Genomic DNA, 20,624 nt, shown 5'->3' with positions numbered 1-20,624 from the left:
TAGATAGTTCATATAACACTGAGCTAAGGAAGTATTGTTCAAAAGTATAGTACAAACCTGTCAACTCAAAAGGCAGCTCAGATATAGAAGCATAAATTAATGTGAGGAATTTTTAATACGCTACATTTAAAGAGCTCTATCAAAGCCATTTGCCATAAAAGGACATAATTATGCTAAAAATTATTGCCATGTGTTTAGGACTTATTTGCACATATACAGTCAACGCTGCAAACACCACAACCCAAGGCTCTCAAAGCAGCTATCAACCATCTCAACCGCTAGTTAAGTGCCCAACCGATGGCAATGCATACAATCGATTTGCACTGTGCGCAACAGCAACATGCTGGACACTAGATAGTGTCGCCTATTGTAAATGCGAGGTGCTAAATGAACAAAGTATCTCTTTATCATTTAATTATCAGGAAAATGGTCAAGATAAAAATGTGTGTGACTTACTACTGCAAGGAAAAGAGGATGAGTTTACTGTGAGTACCTACGCCACCCCAAGACAACTAGAAGCGGACTACAATCCAAAAGAAGAAAAATTGGGCCCACCTATGGGGTTTTATACTTGCTCAGGTCAAACAAGTGATGAAGCATATAGCGCGCAATGTGATGGTGGTATTTGCTTTAATAGCACCCAAGGAGAAAGCTTTCCTGGACTCGGGTACATTAAGGATAATGAGATTGTGTGTGCCTGTCCGCCCAGTCAAAATCCGACAAAGCGATTCCAAATCGCAGGTCCTTGGTCGTGTGAACCCGGTGCAAAAAATGAGAATAATGAGTGTTGTGATCAAGATTACTATAACCAGATGTGCTCGGTCTCTAGCGTATCAACAACTGGCACTAAATTAGCGGTCGGTGCACCTGCTGGCGGTGCAATGGCTTTTTCCAAGTTATTGGATGGCAGTGTTCCTAAACTCAATGCCTGTCGATTCAAATAGCGCTCTTTTTAAACAGTGATGAGATATCGCTTCATCACTGTTTTACCTCTTCACACATCGAGTATTGGTATATATTGGTGCCGCGATATGCTTTTTTCGCCGCTCGCTGCACTCTAATATCTTTAAACGCTGCACTGTATCCGCCTTACCCCACGCGAGAATTTCAGCTAACGTTCTGCCACACCCTAAACATACATCTTTGTCATTCAAACAGCAGCTCCTCACACAAGGCGACTCTACTGGTTGATTTTCACCATATGGATGTTTATTCATAACTTCGCCTCCTATATTAACTATATAAGAGATCGTTTGATTTAAAATCCCTGGCAGGGCTATTTTCCTTAAACTTTAGGCCCATGTCCCTGTAACACTCTATGCAAGTATCCCTACCGACCCGACGGTTAACTTCTAACAGTGAAGTCACTGCATTCGCTACTCATAGACACATCTCTAAGCAAATACAATTGACACTAAGTGCTACAAATCCACTCTCTAATAGTCATAAAAATCATTGGCAAAAACTTAAAGAAACAACAAATTAAAATAATTGACCAAAAACACCCCATTATTATAACATAAAACCCCAATATCGGTACCAAATGGAATATAACAAGGAATGAAAATGAAAAAACTAACAGTAATTACAATGAGTGTTGCACTTTCTCTTGGCGCTAACTACACATTTGCGAATGAAGAAAATTTATCCTCAGGCATCGAGCTGGGCAGTGCACTCCAGCAGAGCGATATAACTTCAATAATGGGTAACGCCAAGTATGCATCACTTCCGCACTCTCAATCTAAGGCGCTATTCTACGAATTTATTGAGCAAACAAAGCAGCAAAACCCACACCTTTCTGTTGAAGACATTGTATCTTTAATCGACAACATGCCAAACGGCTTTCAACAGGGGCAGATGCACGCTTTAAATCAAGGCTCTGTTAGCATTCAAGCTTCTTATGAAGTTATTCGTTCTCAATGGAACAGCTTAAATACCTATGAAAAAGCCTTGGTAGTTGCAAGCCCAGCGAACGCATACATAACCGATATAACAAAAGACAAAGCGTATACTTATACAAATAACGAATATGGCTTCAATGGTCTCGGCGATGAGTCCGATGCATTCAGACACGCTATTTGGAATGCCTTAATGAGCAAATACATCAGTGAGTTTTGGGCCTATCAGTTTGCTACTGCGCACGAGCAAAAGTCACAAGAAGAGCTAAATAAAGTAGCCAGAGATGGAAACTTAGAAAGTGAACACCAAAAAATGGACTTACACAATAACAAAGAAGGACGCGATTGTTGGCATTGGAATGACTCGATTGTATATACTTCAGATGATACATTGATAGAACGCGTACGCGATAAGGTTAAGTCAAATCAGAGAGTTACTGGTCAGCTATATTGGCTTAACTAACTCTCTAAGCAACCCGTGAGGTAAAAAATGAAAGTTACTCATTTAGTCAGTGTATTACTAATTTCTATGTCATTCATGGGTTGCCAACCTTCACCTGTCGGCGTGTCTGTTGTTATAAAAAATAGCACCGAACACAACGAGACTTTGCAGTTCTATACCGTGAACAGTGAGGTATTAGATACATTTTCTGTTGCAGCCAAAAGCACTAAAGAAATTTTTGTACCGGCAAAGCTGATTAACGATGCTATTGCGCAACAGGGCCACGCGGTTGGTGATTTAACTCTGAAATCTAATACATCTCAGTCTAGCCACCTCATATGTGGCTATATAGAGGTGGCTACTAACAAAGTATGTGGAAAAGCAAAGTTTCAGATCAATTTGGATTGAGATGGTAGCGTTCCCAAAACTCAATGCCTGTCGATTCAAATAGCTCTTTTTAAACAGTGGTGAGACATCGGCTTACCACTGTATTATTACCTCTTCACACATCGATTATTGGTGTATATTGGTGCCGCTATATTCTTTTTTCGCCGTTCGCAACGCTCCAATATCTTCAAACGCTGCACTGTATCCGCCTTATCCCATGCGAGGATCTCAGCCAACGTTCTTCCACAACCTAAGCATACATCTTTGTCATTCAAACAGCAGTTCCTAACACAAGGTGACTCTATTGGTTTATCTTCACCAGTTTGACGTTCAATCATGATTCAGCCTCCTATATTAACTATATAAAAGATCGTTTGATTTAAAACCTCTCGCCATGCCCATCACTCAATCCCATTACCAAAAACAAAACATTAACTTCACTTTATTTTTACAAATATGCTATAAAACATAATAGGTACACTATTTTGTACCTAATAATGTTCTAAAAATTTAAGGATAAAAAATGAAAAAGGTATTATTAGCTTCACTGCTCACATGCGGTGTGTTTTCTCTCCCATCATCAGCAAATAATGATGATGGCGTGCTCAAATACTCATACAGTTATGTCTACCTCAAATGCCAGTCAGACTCATGTAATGGAGCTGTAACTCGTTGGTATCCAATGAAAGTGTATTACAAACAGCTTGGTGGTATTCCTCCACACAATGAAGTTCGCGTTTACTGGAATAAGAATGTACCCGCTGATATCGCTGCGGGCCGCGACATCGCTCACACGTTAGGAGACTACTGCCCAGACGGCTCACGTATGACAGCAAAATGGTTTATTGGTAGTAATTTTAAACCTACTTCAGCCATTGCGACCGACTGCTCAGGACAAGAGCATATGTACTCTGTTCACGAGTTCCATTTCTAACAGACTATATTACAAGTCGCATATACAAAAACGCCCGTATGATTAACGGGCGTTTTTATAATTCTTTGATACAAAGTTAGGTTATTTAATAACTTCTAAACCGCCCATGTAAGGACGTAATACACTGGGTACTACAACACTGCCATCTGCTTGTTGGTAGTTCTCTAAGATAGCAACTAAAGTGCGCCCTACAGCCAACCCAGAGCCATTTAGTGTATGTAGTAGTTCAGGTTTTTTCTCACCCTGACGACGGAATCTAGCCTGCATACGACGGGCTTGGAAGTCCCACATATTTGAGCAAGAAGAAATTTCACGATACGTATTTTGAGCCGGTAACCACACCTCAAGGTCGTAAGTTTTTGTCGCGCCGAAGCCCATATCACCCGTACAAAGTACAACCTTGCGATAAGGTAGTTCTAGCGCTTGTAAGATTTGCTCAGCATGGCCTGTTAACTCTTCAAGCGCAGCCATTGAATCTTCTGGTTTAACCAGCTGAACAAGCTCAACTTTATCAAATTGGTGCTGGCGAATAAGTCCACGCGTATCACGACCATAACTGCCCGCTTCGCTTCTAAAACATGGTGTATGCGCGGTCATACGAATTGGTAGCTCTTTCTCATCGAAAATTTCGTCACGTGCACAGTTTGTTAGCGGTACCTCTGCTGTTGGAATTAAGCTAAAGCCGTCTTGCTCAACACCCTCGTCGCTCACCAAACCTTTTGTGTGGAACAAGTCTTCAGCAAACTTTGGTAATTGGCCCGTACCATAAAGACTGTCTTTATTAACCAAATACGGCACATACATTTCTGTATACCCGTTTTTGTCAGTGTGGGTGTCTAACATAAACTGTACAAGGGCACGGTGCATGCGCGCGATACCGCCACGCATCACGGTAAAACGTGAACCACTGAGCTTAACACCTGCTTCAAAGTCGAGTCCTTTGCCCAAAGCTTCTCCCAAATCAACATGATCTTTTACTTCAAAATCATATTGTTTAGGCTCACCCCACTTCAATATTTCAACATTGTCACTTTCATCATTACCTGCTGGCACGTCTTCAGCGGGTAAATTAGGCAAAGCCATTGCGATATCATTTAACTGCTCAAGAATACGGTCTTGTTCAGCTTTTGCTGCACTTAATTGATCGCCTAAGTTGGCAACTGCATCCATTAAAGGTTGAACGTCTTCACCTTTCGCTTTTGCTTGACCAATGGCTTTGGAACGGCTGTTACGCTCGCTTTGTAGTTCTTGAGTTTGAGTTTGTAGTGCTTTGCGCTTTTCTTCTAGCGCGGTAATTGCTTCAACATCCAGATCAAAGCCTCGCTTCGCTAAGCGTGCTGCTGCTTCTGCAATGTCTTGACGTAAGTATTTTGAATCTAACATTTGCTATATTTAACCTTTTTGCATGACCAAGCAAAGGCCCAACCAAGCCATAAAAATACACACAACCACGTTGAGTGTGACATTAAGAGCCATTTTCATAATCTGCCCTTGCTGCAATAGCAGCACTGAGTCCATTGAAAATGTAGAAAAAGTCGTTAATGCGCCTAAAAAGCCAATTCCTATTAAAGTCTTGGCTGGGCTAACGGAAATAATTTGTTTTTCTATTAAACCGAAAAGAACACCCATTAACAATGAACCGAGAATATTAACGGTCAATGTACCAAAAGGGAATCCCTTACCGAACAGTTTTAACATCATATCACTGATGAAGAACCGTAAACAGGCGCCAGCTGCCCCACCAAGTGCAATTGTTAGGTACATTTTAATCATTTTGATATCTTTTCATGTCACTTTGTAGGTTTTGCTGTTGCAGATACTCTAGTTTAGATTTGATTTGCTTTTCAAGACCACGGTCTGTTGGCTGATAATATTGCCTATCTTTTATTTGCTCTGGAAAGTAGTTTTCACCCGCAGCAAACGCGCCGCTTTCGTTATGGGCATAACGGTACTGTTCACCATAACCGAGCTCTTTCATCAAAGATGTTGGTGCATTTCTTAAGTGCAAGGGAACTTCAAAGTCGGGATCACTGGCCGCGTCTTGTTTGGCCTGATTAAACGCCGTATAAACTGCATTACTTTTTGCCGCGCTGGCTAAATAAATTGTGGCTTGAGCAATTGCTCGCTCCCCCTCACTTGGCCCAACTCGTTGGTAGATATCCCAAGCATTAAGGGCTACTTGCATCGCTCGAGGATCTGCGTTGCCTATGTCCTCTGTGGCGATGGCCAGTAGCCGTCTGGCGACATAAAGTGGGTCTCCTCCACCAGCCAATATCCGACAATACCAATACAAAGCGGCGTCTGGGCTGCTACCTCGAACAGACTTATGAAATGCGGAGATTAAATCGTAATAAATATCACCGCCTTTGTCGTATTTGGCCAAATGGCTAGGTAATACATGGGTCAGAACATCAGAATCAATTACCACGCGATTTTCATTTCGTTCAGCCAAATCAACGGCCTGTTCTAACAAATTCAGTGCCTTTCGTGCATCACCTGAGCTGGCTTTGGCTATGGCCACAAGGGCCTTTTCTGGGATATCAATGACAAGCTGTTTAAGCTGCTCATCAAACTCAATTGCCCTTGTGAGTACTTTAACAAGTTCATCTTCTGTTAGCGCTTTTAAGGTGTAGACCCGTGCGCGTGACAAAATAGCGTTATTTAGAGCAAAGCTTGGGTTTTCGGTGGTCGCCCCGATGAAGATAAAGGTGCCATCTTCAATATAAGGTAAAAAGGCATCTTGTTGAGACTTATTAAATCTGTGCACCTCATCAACAAATAACAAGGTTCTACGCCCTTGCGACAAGCGCCCTTTAGCCTCAAGTACGGCTTCACGTATTTCCTTTACACCTGAGGTTACGGCTGACAGTTGAGTTAGCTCGGCGCTGGCGTGATGAGCTATCACTTCAGCAAGTGTAGTTTTCCCAACCCCAGGAGGCCCCCAGACGATCAAACTGTGACAATGACCTGCGGCAATGGCTTTATAGAGTGGCTGCTCAGGGCTGAGAATATGTGACTGTCCAATATATTGCTCAAGACAAGTTGGCCGCATTCTAGCGGCCAAGGGTCTTACATCGGGTGCAAAATTAAAACCTAGGCTCGTCAAAACCGTTACTCGCCCTGAGTTTGATCATCAACCACCACCCCCTGCGGAACAGTGAAGCTAAACAAAGCACCTTCTAACTCCTTATTCAACTGCCCATCATGGAAGCTAAATGTTGAAGTTTGCCCTGACACATCTTTTACACTCACTGAATCTAAGCTCTGCTGATCAGAAAACTGCACTTCGAGCATTTCAACCTGAGACTCAACTCCCTCTCTGGGCTTTATTTGATATCCCACATCTGTGTGATTCACCTGATACTTAGCCCACTGCTCGTCTTCTCGTGTAGTCAAAAGTACAAATGGCGTTGTATCAACCAGTCCGGCAGAGCGCATCACCGTAACTTGCTCAGCAAACATATCGTAGTAATAAGCTTTTGTACCATCTGACACAAAAAGCGTTTCATCTGGCTGGATTTGCTGCCAGCGAATTTTCATTGGGTGAGCAAGTGCAATATTGCCGCTCCCTTGTTGTAATATGTTACCTTGTTCATCCAGTACTTGCTGAGCAAAGGACGCTTGAAAAGTATTGATATAATTCAATTTTTCCTTAAGCTCACTTGCAGCATCAGCCAAAACATTTGCACTAAAAGCTAAACCTAAAACAACTACAGCTGATTTGGTTAGGTACTTACTTAAAATCATTAATTTGCTCCACCTCTAGGTACCAGCACTTCTCGGGCACCGTTATGCCCTGGCGCACTGACAACACCAGATGCTTCCATTTGTTCTACTAAACGTGCAGCTCGGTTATAGCCAACACGTAATTTGCGTTGTACGCTTGATACAGAGACCTTACCGGACTCAATAACAAACCCAACCGCTTCGTCATAAAGTGGGTCCGACTCGTCATCCCCTCCTTCAGGCGCTTCTCCTGGTAGCAGTATGTCTTCTGCCGCATCGCCACACAAAATCTCTTCAATGTAGTTAGGCTTACCACGCGCTTTCCAATCACTCACTACCGCATGTACTTCATGATCATCTACAAACGCGCCATGCACTCGCACAGGAACACTTGTGCCTGGAGGTAAGTACAGCATATCACCCATACCCAATAGGTTTTCTGCGCCTTGTTGATCTAATATCGTTCTTGAGTCGATTTTACTGGATACCTGAAACGCCATACGAGTTGGGATATTGGCCTTGATCAAACCTGTAATAACATCAACCGAAGGACGCTGAGTGGCTAGCACTAAGTGGATACCCGCCGCACGCGCCTTTTGTGCAATACGCGCTATCAGCTCTTCCACTTTTTTGCCCACAATCATCATCATGTCAGCAAACTCGTCTATCACCACAACAATACTCGGTAACTTATCAAGCTCCTCTGGGCCCGTTGCCATGCCATCTGTGTCTTTAAACAACGGATCGAGTATCGGATGACCTGCTGCCTTAGCATCCAGCACTTTTTGATTGTACCCTTTTAGATTACGCACGCCCAGCGCTGACATTAACTTATAGCGACGCTCCATCTCGCCGACACACCAACGCAAAGCGTTCGATGCTTCTTTCATGTCAGTAACAACCTCACACAATAAATGGGGTATGCCTTCATAAACCGACAACTCAAGCATTTTAGGGTCAATCATAATCATTCGCACATCTTCAGGCGGTGACTTGTAGAGCAAGCTTAATATCATCACATTAACGCCCACTGACTTACCCGAGCCAGTTGTACCCGCAACTAATAGGTGTGGCATTTTTGCAAGGTCAGCAACCACCGGCTGGCCTGCAATATCTTTACCCAGCACCATGGTAAGCGGTGACGCGTTTTGTTCAAATTTAGGCGCATTGATAACCTCTGACAAGCGCACTATCTCACGATGTTTGTTTGGCAGCTCAAGACCGACATAGGTTTTACCTGGGATCACTTCAACAACACGAACGCTAACCGCAGACAACGAACGCGCTAAGTCTTTCGCAAGGCCGGTAATTTTCGCCACCTTAATACCTGGCGCTAGATCTAATTCAAAACGGGTAACAACTGGGCCTGGATATACACCCACCACACTTGCCTGAATATTAAAATCGAGTAATTTGACTTCAACTAGACGTGATACTGCGTCCAATTCCTCTTTTGAAATCGGATTTTTTTGCTTATCGGGTCTATCAAGCAAATCCAGTGAAGGTAGAGGGTCCATTGGTGGGCGCTCTTCGAGCAGTGCCTCAAATTTTTCTTTCGCTGTTGGCGGTGGCGTATAGCTAGATTGCGCTTGCTCTGGCTTATTCTGTTTCAGTGGCCTTGCAGGAGAAACGACCGTCGTTTGTTTTGGTTGAGGCTCAGCGGCGGACTCGTCCAGAGCATTCAGTGCAGATGCAGTGTCAAACCCTTCATCATCAATGGCTGAGAAATTAATCTCCTGCTCCAAAATATCATCTAGCTCGTCGAATACGTCTGGGCGTGATTGCGGTTGATTCTGATTCAGCTGTGTATCTGTAGCTGCTTTCTTCGCAAACAGCTTATCTTTTAAACTCAATAGCTTCGTTTTTTGTGCGGGTTCAGGTTGTTCATCCATATGAACATCAAAGTCATTATCTTCAGGTACGTTGTCTATTGCGGCATTAGCAATATTTGTTACATCTGGTTCTTGATGATTTTCACCGGATAAACGCGATTGGCGCTGCGCCAGCTTTCCTGATATCCAACGGAAAAACTGAACCACTTTTGCACCAAGGTAATCAACGAATTCAACCCAAGACACGCCTGTTAGCAATGTTAAACCAGCAAAGAAGAAACACAGGAGTAAAATAGATGTACCCGTAAAATTAAAGGCTGGCATCATAGCCCCAGCTACGACATCACCTACTACACCGCCAGATGAGACGCTAAATATATCATCAAAATTAATACTACTAATTGCACTGGCTGAGGTAACAAATAAGGTTAAGCCAATTACACGTAGCCCCAACGTCGTATAATCGAGCTGTAGAATTTTATGGGGCTTTTTGAACAGCAGATAACCGAGAACTTGAATGCCCGCAGGCACCAAAAAAGCAAGCCAACCTAGACTCACCAACAGAATGTCAGCGACCCAAGCTCCCGCTGAGCCAGTTATATTTTTAACCTGAACATATTCACTGGTTTGCGACCATGCAGGATCAGCTGGGTCAAAGCTAATCAAAGCACACAAAATGAAAATTGCTGTTGCTGTACTGATAATTAACCCAGTTTCAAGGAGGCGTTGTACACCATTTAGACGCATACTGGCGTTTTCCCCTATTTTTGTTCTTTTATTAACAATTTATTGTCACACCTTACCAAGAAATCGCTCATGGTGCATAGGGTTTTATCACCTCACCCTCTTCACCCTTAACTTCTTCCATCACCACATAGGTACGACTCTCACTGACATTGGGTAATTTCAACAGAATTTCTCCGAGTACGCCACGGTACTCAGACATATCTGTAACTCGAGTTTTAAGAAGGAAGTCGAAATTTCCCGAAACAAGATGGCATTCTATTATTTCATCATGCTGGCGCACAGCTTGATTGAAGCGGTCAAATACATCAGGTGAGTTCTTGTTTATGGTAATTTCAACGTAAACTAGCAGTCCTTGTCCAAGCTTAGCAGGATCCACTACCGCTTTATAACCTCGAATATAGCCTTCGCGTTCTAGTTTTTTTACCCGCTCTAAACACGGCGTCGCGCTCAAACCTATGCGCCGCGCGAGTTCTACATTAGAAATCCGACCATCTTTTTGTAATTCGACTAAAATTTTCCTGTCGATTCGATCTAATTGTTGATGCATTTAATATAGTTTTTTCTACTGTTTGGTGAGTTATATTAGTGTATATCACTACTGAAACAATGTAAAAAGGTAGGACACACTGGATATGCATATATATAATAGTCGAAAATTTTATCCCGTTCTATTTTAGAGGCGATTTATTATGATTATCGGTGTACCTAAAGAAATTAAAAACCACGAGTACCGCGTAGGTATGGTTCCTGCGAGTGTTCGTGAACTAATTAACCACGGCCACCAAGTTATCGTTGAAACCAATGCTGGTATCGGCATCGGTTTTACTGATGAAGATTATGTTGAAGTTGGCGCTACTGTATTAAATACAGCTGCAGAAGTATTTGCTCAAGCAGATATGATCGTAAAAGTAAAAGAGCCTCAAGCTGTTGAACGCGCAATGTTACGTGAAGGTCAAATCCTATTTACTTACCTTCACTTAGCACCAGATCTTCCACAAACAGAAGATCTAGTTAAGAGCAAGTCTATCTGTATCGCATACGAAACAGTTACTGATGCTCGTGGTGGTTTACCACTTCTAGCACCAATGTCAGAAGTTGCTGGACGTATGTCTATCCAAGCTGGCGCACAAGCGCTAGAGAAGTCTCGCGAAGGCCGTGGTATGTTGCTAGGTGGCGTGCCAGGTGTTGAACCTGCAAAAGTAGTTGTAATCGGCGGTGGTATGGTTGGCCGTAACGCAGCTCAAATGGCTGTAGGTTTAGGTGCTGACGTAACGATTCTTGACCGTAATATCGATGTTTTACGCTCACTTAACGCACAGTTTGGTAGCCAAGCTAAAGCTGTTTACTCAACAGCTGATGCGCTAGAGAAGCATGTACTAGAGGCTGACCTTGTAATAGGTGGCGTACTTATTCCAGGCGCTGCAGCTCCTAAGCTGGTTACTGCTGAGCACATCAAAGCGATGAAGCCAGGTGCAGCTATCGTTGACGTTGCTATCGACCAAGGTGGTTGTATTGCAACTTCTAAAGCAACTACACATGCTGAGCCAACATACATTGTTGATGACGTTGTTCACTACTGTGTTGCTAACATGCCAGGCGCTGTGCCACGTACTTCAACGTTTGCTTTAAATAATGCAACACTACCGTACATTATTAAGCTTGCAAACAAAGGCTATAAAGCTGCACTACTTGAAGACAAGCACTTTATGGATGGCTTGAACGTACTGAACGGTCAAATCACTTGTAAAGAAGTAGCTGAAGGCTTCAATATGGAATATGTTGACCCACGTACAGCACTTGAAAACGCTTAATTAAATAACGTGAAAAACCCACGCACTGCGTGGGTTTTTTTATGTCAGAAATTCATCCTTTACAAATAACATATCTTTTATTTACTTTCATTTACAAGGATGTGCAAAATTTATTGCCAACCGTCCTATATTTGATATGTTTTATGTGTTTATTTTTAAGGGACAAGCATGGATCGTCGGGCGTTTATTAACAAGTTGGCATGTCTAGGGCTTTTAGCAAGCACATCAATGGCGTCCGCTTTGACAACAAGACAAAAAGCTAATTGGGTGAATAAACCAAGTTTACCGAAGCGCTTACAAGAGATTTATCCCTGTTTGTACGAGAACCATATAGTTGTGGCAGGCGCCCTCGAACAAAGTGCTTCCGAACAAGCTACCATGGGGATTATGAACGCGTCACACAATTGCTACTTATTTGATCTTAGCAAACAAGCTTGGCGTTTAGGCCCTACCTTACCAGTGAAGCGACATCACCTAGGGTTAGTGAGCAGCCAACAAGGTATCATGGCCCTTGGTGGCTTTGCAGCCAGTAAAGCAGACCCCTGGCAAGTAAGAGGTGATACCTTTATCCTTTCTCACTTGGATAATCATTGGCATCAAGCCAAGCCTCTTCCTAACCCTCAGGCGGAGTCAGGATACGCAAATATCTCGGGAAATGTGCATGTGATCTCGGGTCGGGGTATCTCCAGCGGTAATTTAACGGATGTGGCGGACCATGTATTTTTTGATGGAACCCAGTGGCAAAGTGCCGCTCCTCTTCCACTAGCCAGAAACTCCGGCGCCTGTGTTGAGTTAGATAAAGGCTGTATCTTTATCGGCGGACGCATTCAAGATGAGCAACACAAAAATCAATCACGCGTCGACTTCTACGACCACCGAGCCGATAAATGGTTTGAGCTTGCCCCAACACCGAAGCCATGTTCTGGCATTGCAGCAGCTTTAACGGGTCATAAAATTTATGTATTTGGCGGTGAACAGTACCAATATACAATGAACCAATTCGGTAAACCTATGATGCATACCAAAACCTTTAACCATATCTGGCAATATGATTTTGCTCTAGACACATGGCAAACACTGCCACTGTCGATGACTAGCACCCGACACGGTTTAGGTGCTGTAGCCACCAAAGAAGGGATATACTTGGTAGGTGGAGCCGAACGCGCTGGCGGCGAAAATACCACCAACGCAGTTGAATTGCTTAAATTAGAGACTCTTTGTTAAATATCCTGTGCCTGCGCCAATTCATTTTGCAACCGCTTGGTTTCATCCGCTCTTGGTTTAGCAAATCGTGCTAAGCCTAAATAAATGACCGGAGTTAAGAATAAGGTGTAAAACACCGAAATTCCTAGCCCGCCAAATACAACCCAGCCTATCGCATTGCGTGCCTCAGCACCTGCTCCCACTGACAATATAAGTGGTAACGCCCCCAATAACGTTGAAAACAAAGTCATGGTGATCGGTCTAAAACGTACCATAGCTGCGCGCTGAATTGCAGTTCTTACGTCATGACCATGATCTCGTAACTGATCTGCAAACTCCACAAGCAATATCGCATTTTTAGCCAGTAAGCCTATCAACATCACGAGCCCTATTTGAGAGTAGATGTTTAAGCTTGTACCTGATAGTTCCAACGCAAGAATAGCCGCAGCAATGCCAAAGGGTACGGTTATCATAACCACAACTGCACTGTTCACACTTTCAAACTGCGCCGCTAAAACCAATAGCACTATTACAAAAGCAAGAACATAAGTAAGCATCACTTCATAAGCGGTTTCTTCAAAGGTCAATGCTTCTCCTTTGAACGCCAAATCAATCCCAGCTGGCAACTTTTCATGTGCCAATGAGCGCAATATCTCCACCGCCTCACTCATCGTCATCTCTGTCGGTAACTCTAAATCCATCTCAATCGCTCGTCGCTGCGCGAAACGCTCAAGCTCAGCTGCAACGCCTTCCTCACTTAACGTCGCAACACTGGCTAAAGGCACCAGCTTCCCATTACGACTGTTGACATAAAGGTTGGCTAAGTCCGCAGGTGTCTGTACCACGTAATTTTGCGCTTGGAGAATAATCGGTATTGATTGATCTCCCACGTTCAAATCAGCGACATCATCGCCGTTTATCGCCGCACGCAATGTTACTGCTATATCTGCAAGCTCCACCCCCAACTCCTCTGCTCTACGGCGATCGATATTCACTCGTAGTTGAGGTTGTGAAGGTTGATAGGAAATATCCGCTTTACTGAACTGGGGATAAGCACGCTCTAGCTCTGCGCTAAACAGCTCAGCCGCCCTAAAAATTTTCAAGTAATCATCACCTAACAGGGCCAGCTCAATGCCCCCGCCTTGACCACGCAAGTTGAGGCTGTTGGAACCAAACGGACGCGCTGGTGCACCTGGTATTTGACCAAGCGGTCCTCTTATTTTGTTAATGATCTGCTGTTGAGTAAACTCTCGTTCAGACCAGTCTTTAAGTGGTACGGTAATAAACACAATGTTGGGATCCCACTGCCCCACTACTGTGTATATCGACTCAATTTCTTGCTGCTCAACATACGGTAAGAGCACGTCTTCCATTGCTCTAGCCTGACGATCCATAAAGTTGAGTCCAACGCCATCTGGACCTCGCGCAAAAATACGAATATTCCCTCTATCTTCGTCGGGTAATAATTCACTTTCAATTTGAGTGTATAAGAGCCCAGAAGCTAACGCACTCACCATACATATCGATAAAGTTAACCAAGCATGGTTGAGCACCCAACTGATTAGATTGCCATAAATCACCACACACTTTTGTCCAAAACGACTTAGGATATTTGCCCTTTGCGAGCTTTTCCTTGGTAGACGAGAAGTCAACGCCGGCACTAAAGATAGAGCTACAAAGGAGGAAATGATGACCGCACCTGCCAATACTCCACCAAACTCTCTAAACAAACGCCCTGCTGTAGAGGGCAAGAACGCAATTGGCACAAAAACGGCTACCAATACGGCGGTTGTCGCAATCACCGCAAAAAACACCTCGCGCGTTCCCAATACCGCTGCCGCTCGACTCGCCAAACCTTGCGCTTTACGTCTTTGAATGTTTTCACTCACCACGATAGCATCATCCACTATTAATCCAGTAGCGAGTACGAGTGCTAGTAGAGTCAGTATATTTATGGAAAACCCCAGCAACCATATAATTGCCACAGACCCCATTAACGACATAGGAATAGCAATGGCTGGCACTATGGTAGCTCGCCAAGAGCCAATAAAAACCCACAGCGTGATCACCACCAGCATAATCGTAATTAATAAAGACTGAAGTACTTCATCAACTGATCCTCGAATAAACTGAGCATCATCTTGAGTCACTGTAATATTCAACTCTGGAAAGCGTAGCTTTTGCCTTTCGATAAACTTGAGCACTTCGTCAGAAATCTCAATGGTGTTTGAGCGCGCCTGACGAATCACCTCAACTCCTATGACCGGCTTACCATCTAACCTCACCATATTACGTGGATCTGCTGGACCAAAATAAACCGCCGCTACATCACCAATGCGTGTATCACCTTTGATAACCATTGAGCTAACTTGCTCAGCAGTCACAGATGTGGCGTCAGCCCTCACAATAAGTTGCTGATCGACTGACTTTAAACTACCTGCAGGCACGTCAAATGGTGCTTGCCTTAGCACCGATGCAACATCCGCAACAGATAGCCCATAACTGGTCAGTTTGATTGGTTCAAAGGCAACCCGTAATACGCGCTCTCGATCACCATTCAAACGAACATCAGCAACACCAGGAATCGTCAGAAACTGCGGCGCTAAATCACGTTCCACTCTTGCCGTGAGGGATTCCAAGTCGAGGCTATCACTACTGACTGTTAGACTGACTACCGCTTGGGCATTGTTGTCAGCCTTAATGATAGATACTCTTTCCACTTCTTCAGGTAGCTCTCGTTGAATTCGACTAACGGCTTCGCGGGTTTCATTCGCAGCATCTTCGATATTGGTCCCTGGGCGAAACTCCACCACTACTCGGCTAGAGTTTTCTTCACTTTGCGCTCTTATGGATTTAACCCCCGAAACACGCGCTGCGGCACCTTCTAATTTACTGGTTACTTCAGTATCAACTGTTTCAGGCGAGCCCCCAGGAAAAGACGCGGATACCGTTAGTCTAGGTCTATCTACATCTGGTAACTCTCTTACTTCAACACCGCCAAGCGCTGCAATACCCGCGATGATAATCAGTAGGTTCAGAACAACAATTAGAACAGGTCTGCGGATTGCCAACGACGGTAAATCAGAATGTATATTTGCTAAAAGTTGCTTACTCTCCATTAGTTTACCTTCGCCATTTGTGGGTTAACAGACTGCCCCTCGCGTAGTCGTTGAACTCCCTCAACAACTAACATTTGTTGCTCAGTAATGTCCCCATCCACCAATACATGGTTTTTTTGACGTTGAATGACCTGAACGTCAACGCGTTTTGCTATGCCTTGCTCAGCAATCCAAATATATGGTCCTGTGGGGCCCCACATTAATGCGGCTTCCTGTATGGCAGGATATCGTTTACCGATGTTCATTAGAGCAACTTTAAAACTCATACCGGGAATAAATTTATCGCGCGAATTGTCTATTGCAGCCTTGATACGGATGGTACGACTTGCGATGTCTATTCGCGAGTCTACATGGGCTATCTCGGCGTCGAGTTGGCTTTGGCTGTCATACCATGGGGACACGCGTACATGTGTACTCTCTTTAATTAGATCAATAGCCTGTTCTGGTGCATAAAAGTCAATATACAAAGTTGAACGATCATCTAGTGTTGTCAACCTGGTTTGGTTTGTTACCCAATCCCCCGCTTCAATATCTGTCAGTCCGACCACACCTGAAAAAGGTGCGACCACTTTGTGATCTGCTATATCATTTTGCGCTTGTGTTAGCGCAACCTCTGCAAGCGCTACTTTGGTCTGTGCATCATCTAGTGCGCTTTGTGTTGTTGCGCCATTTTTTATGCTGCTTTGCAGTCGAAGTAAATCGCGTTTTGCATTATCCAGCTGAATTTGTGCTTGTTTTGCTTGGGCCTGCTCCTTTCTATCATCAAGCTGAAATAGAATATCTCCCTTACTCACAATAGTGGCACTTTGAAAATTCACTTTTGTAACTCTATCTGCCACAGCAGGAAACAAAATTACAGAGCGATGCGCTTCACTGGTTCCAATCGCTTCAATCGTGTCTTGCGTTGCCACAAACTCGACTGGCGCTGTAATAACAGCGGTAGCAGGTCGTTTCTCATTCGCCTGCAGCGTATTTGACGCCACGACAATATAAAAAAATATAAACGCTAATAATGAGCGAGACTTCATGGTATTCCTTCGTTTAACTTTGCTTAATTGTGTCATTTGGATTTGAGCTTAGACCCATTACGAGGTTTGAACTACAAAGATTAATACGCAATGGCGCAATAACTTAGATCTATCTGCTGAACTTTATAACTGACATGAGATTAGCGTAACAATGATTTTTACACTACTTTACAAGCACTAACAGTAACTGAGTCTAAGAATGAACAAATGTAAAGAAAGCACCCAAAGGATATGATTTCCTTTGGGTTCTATATTGAAGCGAAGGGGTATATTAATTGCTTAAGAGGCGCTGTCGAATGTCACCGTGGTATCGGCATTCACCTCGATAGATTGTTGCTGATAAATTGAGAAGTCTGGGTCGTCAACTTCAGGATCGTCAACATGGCCTAAACAGCTGAATCCAATCTGGTAGTTTGCAGGTGTAATAAACCCAATAGTAAACTCATTGTCCGCGTCCAACGTCGCAGTCGCAATTGGAGAATTTACATCAACTGGGTCAGTCTCGAAAATATCACTCGGTTGTTCAGCTTGTTCGCTGTACAAGTAAACTACATGCTTGTACTCACCTTCAGCTGGCGCAAGTTCAGAATTATCGGCGATACATGCTTGCTTCAACGCCTCAGAAACAGAGCCAGAAACCGTAAACGTGGTCTGTGTATTCTCAAGACGAATTGTCGTTGGCTTTAAATACACCGTGGTACCATTTTGAGGCAGTACTAACGAACGGTTGAGATCAAACTCCAATACAAATGCGTTATCGCCTTCGTTGACAACCACATTATTAACTTGAATTTCACCCACCCCATCATTTCCTTTTCTTCTTACATCAAGTGCTACTTGCACGTCATTATTGTATGTAAGGTGCGATCCCAAAGACAGATTTTCCACGCTCGTACCGTTTACAATATTGGCTCGTAACCATTCATATTCACCAGCTTCTAGTTCTACATCTGCTAACAATGGAAAAACTTGATCGCCCGTGTAATTAAGTAGGTTAATTGAAATTGGATTTCCATCCTCATCCTTGGTTTCAAAGGTTTGCTGTGAATCGCCTTTTTTCATTACGATACCGTCAATCACAATGTTTACCGCACTGACATTGCTTACTGCAGCATCAGACACTCCCAGTGTCATGGTAGTTTTATCTGAAGGGGTCGGCTGTGGGGTATTCGAACCACTATCTGAGCTGCCACCACCACATGCAGCTAATGCTACTGTCGCCGCCAAGGGTAATAAAGCTCTAAGTTTTGTCATGGTAACCTCTGTAATTATTCTAAAAAACACAACTTGTTCTTAGAGTATAAAGGACCAATCTGAACACACCTTTAATCAGACTTTAGTACCACTTTTGACCACGTTAACGCTTCATTTTCTGTTAAATACGAGCATAATAACGAATTACTCCACCAGGACTAACCCTCGACACTGAGTAAGAGTAAGAGCCAATATACACGCATGCACAAAACGTAACAAAGTTATTACAGCAATGTGTAAACTATTGGGAGTTTGCTATTTAAAGTTTCACGATATCTGGTACATTAAACTGAAACTAACATTGCAAGTTTTTGTTAATGTTTTACATTTATATGATGTCGGGTGTTGGAGATGTGCCGTGAAGTTCAAACACAAAATTGTTATTGTATCCTCGTTAGTCCTGTTTCTAGCGCTCAGCGTTTTATCCTTTAAGCAGTACTTCTCAATTAAAGCGAATTTAGAACAACAAGTCAGCCACAATGTAAACGAAATAATCCAAGGGATCAGTAACACTGTAACGGCACAAATGCAGGGTAGTACTGACTTAGCGTCGCTAGCTACTTCACTGGTGGCTAGCACTGATTCGTTGCAAGACGCATACCCTATTTTGTCGCAGCCAAAACTCACCGAACAGTTTCTATTAATAGGTTATGGAGAAGAGAGCACCGGCAAATATGTTGCCAGTGATCCATCTTGGAACCCAGGGCCAACATGGGATCCTCGCAAGCGCCCTTGGTATACAGACGCTAAGAATGCCGGTGAGCTTATCGTAACGGCGCCCTATGCTGATTCAGTCAGTAAAGAGATCGTCGTTTCAATTGGCACCCCTGTATTTAAGCAAGGCCGTTTTCATGGCGCTTTATTCTACGATGTTAGCCTAGCGAAGCTTGGCAATATGATTAACTCGTTTAATCTCTTTAATGCAGGATTTGCATTTATGGTCAGTACTGACGGCACCATCATCTCTCACCCCGATGTCGCTCTCAATGGCGATAAAGCCAGTAAGTTTTTAGGCAATACCGCGTTCAGTCAAGAGCTCCAGCACATTACGTTAGACGGCAAAGAATACCTAATAGACTTTCAAAAAGTTGATGGCTTTGACTGGCTGGTTGGCGTTGCTTTAGAAAAGAACAAAGTCTTTTCAGCTGTCTCTGAGCTCACTCAAGACTCGGTACTATTCACTGCCCTATTCGTTATCATCAGTATCATCGTGTTATCTTTAGTGATCAACTTATTGCTTAAACCGCTAGCCGACATCAACGATGCAATGGCCAATATCGCCAAAGGCAATGCCGACTTGACCGTGCGCCTTAACACCAACAGTGACCCTGAATTCGCGTCACTTGCAGAAAACTTCAATTTATTCACAGCGCGCTTGCAACAACTCATTGCTGATATACAGGTTTTAGGACATGAGATTTTAGAAGATGCAAAGCAGACTTCCTCAGGTGCTAATCAATCAAGTAACGCAATTTCTAGGCAGCTTGAGTCACTTACCTCCTTAACCACCGCCACAGAACACATGTCTGAGACAGAGCAGCGAGTAGCAAATTCCGCGCAAGAAGCCGCTGAAGCGATTCAAAAGACGGATAGCGCAGCAGTTGAGGGGCAAAAAATTGTCACACAAACCACAGATACCATAGCGCATCTATCTGAACAAATTTCAACCGCCGTTGATGTGGTCAATGATCTCGAGGTCTCCACCAGCGGTATCGAACAAATACTGTCAGTTATCAATGGTATTGCTGAACAAACCAACCTGTTGGCTTTAAACGCAGCCATTGAAGCAGCGCGTGCCGGCGAATCAGGCCGTGGGTTTGCCGTTGTAGCGGATGAAGTACGTACGTTGGCACAGCGCACACAAGAAGCCACAACTGAGATTAAGTCCATGATTGACCAACTTCAAGCGGGCGCCGTAAACGCGGTGCAGGTTATGAAACAAAGTCAAAGCGTGGTTGAGAAAACGGTCGGCAAAGCGGATGAAACCAGTCACTCTTTGCAAGCAATTCGTGCCGCCATCGAACATATTGTACAACTTAACCTGCAAATTGCAGACATGTTGAATGAGCAGCGACAGGTAGTCAGCGAAGTCAATAACAATGCCATGGAAATAAGAAATATCTCGGATATGGTGTTTAATGAAGCAAAAACGGTGGATCATACTATGCAGAGCCAAGTTGAAAAAATCACCGAGCAAGAAAATATGCTTGAGCAGTTTAAAGTGTAATTGGGCTAAACGTGAG

At 43.6% G+C, this 20,624-nt stretch carries 18 protein-coding genes; 7 read left to right on the top strand and 11 right to left on the bottom strand.

Translation table 11 applies throughout. The features are described 5' to 3' along the window. The first annotated feature begins 170 nt into the window (after positions 1–170). Positions 171–944: a hypothetical protein gene (locus tag BET10_RS09305; RefSeq protein WP_070985234.1), complete on the top strand. Its 774-nt coding sequence runs from the start codon at positions 171–173 to the stop codon at positions 942–944. Positions 945–986: 42 nt separating this feature from the next. Here BET10_RS09305 and BET10_RS21135 read toward each other — a convergent pair whose 3' ends face one another. Beyond that, positions 987–1,217 carry a DUF1289 domain-containing protein gene (locus BET10_RS21135; protein ID WP_083330488.1) on the bottom strand — a complete coding sequence of 77 codons (231 nt, stop codon included), beginning with the start codon at positions 1,215–1,217 and terminating at the stop codon, positions 987–989. 349 nt (positions 1,218–1,566) lie between these two features. Here BET10_RS21135 and BET10_RS09300 point away from each other — a divergent pair, with 349 nt between their 5' ends. Together BET10_RS09300 and BET10_RS09295 are read left to right on the top strand one after the other, a co-directional pair. Next, positions 1,567–2,361 (top strand): DUF6973 domain-containing protein, encoded by a 795-nt coding sequence (locus BET10_RS09300; protein WP_070985233.1) that lies wholly within the window; start codon positions 1,567–1,569, stop codon positions 2,359–2,361. Between the two features lie 27 nt (positions 2,362–2,388). Then, positions 2,389–2,748: a hypothetical protein gene (locus BET10_RS09295; protein WP_070985232.1), complete on the top strand. Its 360-nt coding sequence runs from the start codon at positions 2,389–2,391 to the stop codon at positions 2,746–2,748. An 86-nt stretch (positions 2,749–2,834) separates the two neighbouring features. Here BET10_RS09295 and BET10_RS09290 read toward each other — a convergent pair whose 3' ends face one another. Further along, positions 2,835–3,065, bottom strand: a complete 231-nt coding sequence (locus BET10_RS09290; protein WP_070985231.1) for a DUF1289 domain-containing protein — start codon at positions 3,063–3,065, stop codon at positions 2,835–2,837. Positions 3,066–3,250: 185 nt separating this feature from the next. Here BET10_RS09290 and BET10_RS09285 point away from each other — a divergent pair, with 185 nt between their 5' ends. Next, positions 3,251–3,661 (top strand): hypothetical protein, encoded by a 411-nt coding sequence (locus BET10_RS09285; RefSeq protein WP_070985230.1) that lies wholly within the window; start codon positions 3,251–3,253, stop codon positions 3,659–3,661. An 81-nt stretch (positions 3,662–3,742) separates the two neighbouring features. Here BET10_RS09285 and serS read toward each other — a convergent pair whose 3' ends face one another. The 6 genes from serS to lrp form a co-directional block, all read right to left on the bottom strand. Continuing rightward, entirely contained in the window at positions 3,743–5,044 is a 1,302-nt protein-coding gene (serS, locus tag BET10_RS09280) for a serine--tRNA ligase (RefSeq protein ID WP_070985229.1), read from the bottom strand. 9 nt (positions 5,045–5,053) lie between these two features. Continuing rightward, a complete protein-coding gene (crcB, locus tag BET10_RS09275) occupies positions 5,054–5,434 on the bottom strand; it encodes a fluoride efflux transporter CrcB (protein WP_070985228.1) in 381 nt (126 codons plus the stop codon). Continuing rightward, positions 5,427–6,767 (bottom strand): replication-associated recombination protein A, encoded by a 1,341-nt coding sequence (locus BET10_RS09270; RefSeq protein ID WP_070985227.1) that lies wholly within the window; start codon positions 6,765–6,767, stop codon positions 5,427–5,429. The genes crcB and BET10_RS09270 overlap by 8 nt, the downstream gene beginning before the upstream one ends. A 5-nt stretch (positions 6,768–6,772) precedes the next feature. Next, positions 6,773–7,408: an outer membrane lipoprotein periplasmic chaperone LolA gene (lolA, locus tag BET10_RS09265; protein WP_070985226.1), complete on the bottom strand. Its 636-nt coding sequence runs from the start codon at positions 7,406–7,408 to the stop codon at positions 6,773–6,775. Further along, positions 7,408–9,966 (bottom strand): DNA translocase FtsK, encoded by a 2,559-nt coding sequence (locus BET10_RS09260; RefSeq protein WP_070985225.1) that lies wholly within the window; start codon positions 9,964–9,966, stop codon positions 7,408–7,410. Before BET10_RS09260 ends, lolA begins: the two co-directional genes overlap by 1 nt. A gap of 67 nt (positions 9,967–10,033) precedes the next feature. Then, on the bottom strand, positions 10,034–10,513 hold the full coding sequence (gene lrp, locus BET10_RS09255; protein ID WP_070985224.1) for a leucine-responsive transcriptional regulator Lrp: 480 nt from the start codon (positions 10,511–10,513) through the stop codon (positions 10,034–10,036). Positions 10,514–10,655: 142 nt separating this feature from the next. On the opposite strand from lrp, the gene ald reads away from it, so the two are divergent. Next, positions 10,656–11,777, top strand: a complete 1,122-nt coding sequence (gene ald / locus BET10_RS09250; RefSeq protein WP_070985223.1) for an alanine dehydrogenase — start codon at positions 10,656–10,658, stop codon at positions 11,775–11,777. A 240-nt stretch (positions 11,778–12,017) separates the two neighbouring features. Beyond that, the gene (locus BET10_RS09245) at positions 12,018–13,001 is read left to right on the top strand and encodes a Kelch repeat-containing protein (protein ID WP_170829125.1); all 984 of its coding nucleotides are present in this window, start codon (positions 12,018–12,020) and stop codon (positions 12,999–13,001) included. Here BET10_RS09245 and BET10_RS09240 read toward each other — a convergent pair. The 3 genes from BET10_RS09240 to BET10_RS09230 all read right to left on the bottom strand — a co-directional run bounded on the left by BET10_RS09240 (position 12,998) and on the right by BET10_RS09230 (position 18,381). After that, on the bottom strand, positions 12,998–16,099 hold the full coding sequence (locus BET10_RS09240) for an efflux RND transporter permease subunit (RefSeq protein WP_070985219.1): 3,102 nt from the start codon (positions 16,097–16,099) through the stop codon (positions 12,998–13,000). The two genes, BET10_RS09245 and BET10_RS09240, sit on opposite strands and share 4 nt — an antisense overlap. Then, positions 16,099–17,127: an efflux RND transporter periplasmic adaptor subunit gene (locus BET10_RS09235; protein ID WP_070985217.1), complete on the bottom strand. Its 1,029-nt coding sequence runs from the start codon at positions 17,125–17,127 to the stop codon at positions 16,099–16,101. Before BET10_RS09235 ends, BET10_RS09240 begins: the two co-directional genes overlap by 1 nt. A gap of 279 nt (positions 17,128–17,406) precedes the next feature. Continuing rightward, complete coding sequence (locus tag BET10_RS09230) at positions 17,407–18,381, bottom strand: DUF4382 domain-containing protein (RefSeq protein WP_070985215.1); 975 nt, start codon at positions 18,379–18,381, stop codon at positions 17,407–17,409. Positions 18,382–18,739: 358 nt separating this feature from the next. Here BET10_RS09230 and BET10_RS09225 point away from each other — a divergent pair, with 358 nt between their 5' ends. Beyond that, positions 18,740–20,608 carry a methyl-accepting chemotaxis protein gene (locus BET10_RS09225; RefSeq protein WP_070985212.1) on the top strand — a complete coding sequence of 623 codons (1,869 nt, stop codon included), beginning with the start codon at positions 18,740–18,742 and terminating at the stop codon, positions 20,606–20,608. Positions 20,609–20,624 lie beyond the last annotated feature (16 nt).

The organism is Pseudoalteromonas amylolytica (assembly GCF_001854605.1).
GTDB lineage: Bacteria > Pseudomonadota > Gammaproteobacteria > Enterobacterales > Alteromonadaceae > Pseudoalteromonas > Pseudoalteromonas amylolytica.
Note: the sequence above shows the minus strand (reverse complement) of the source record. Positions and strands in the feature narration are given on the sequence as shown.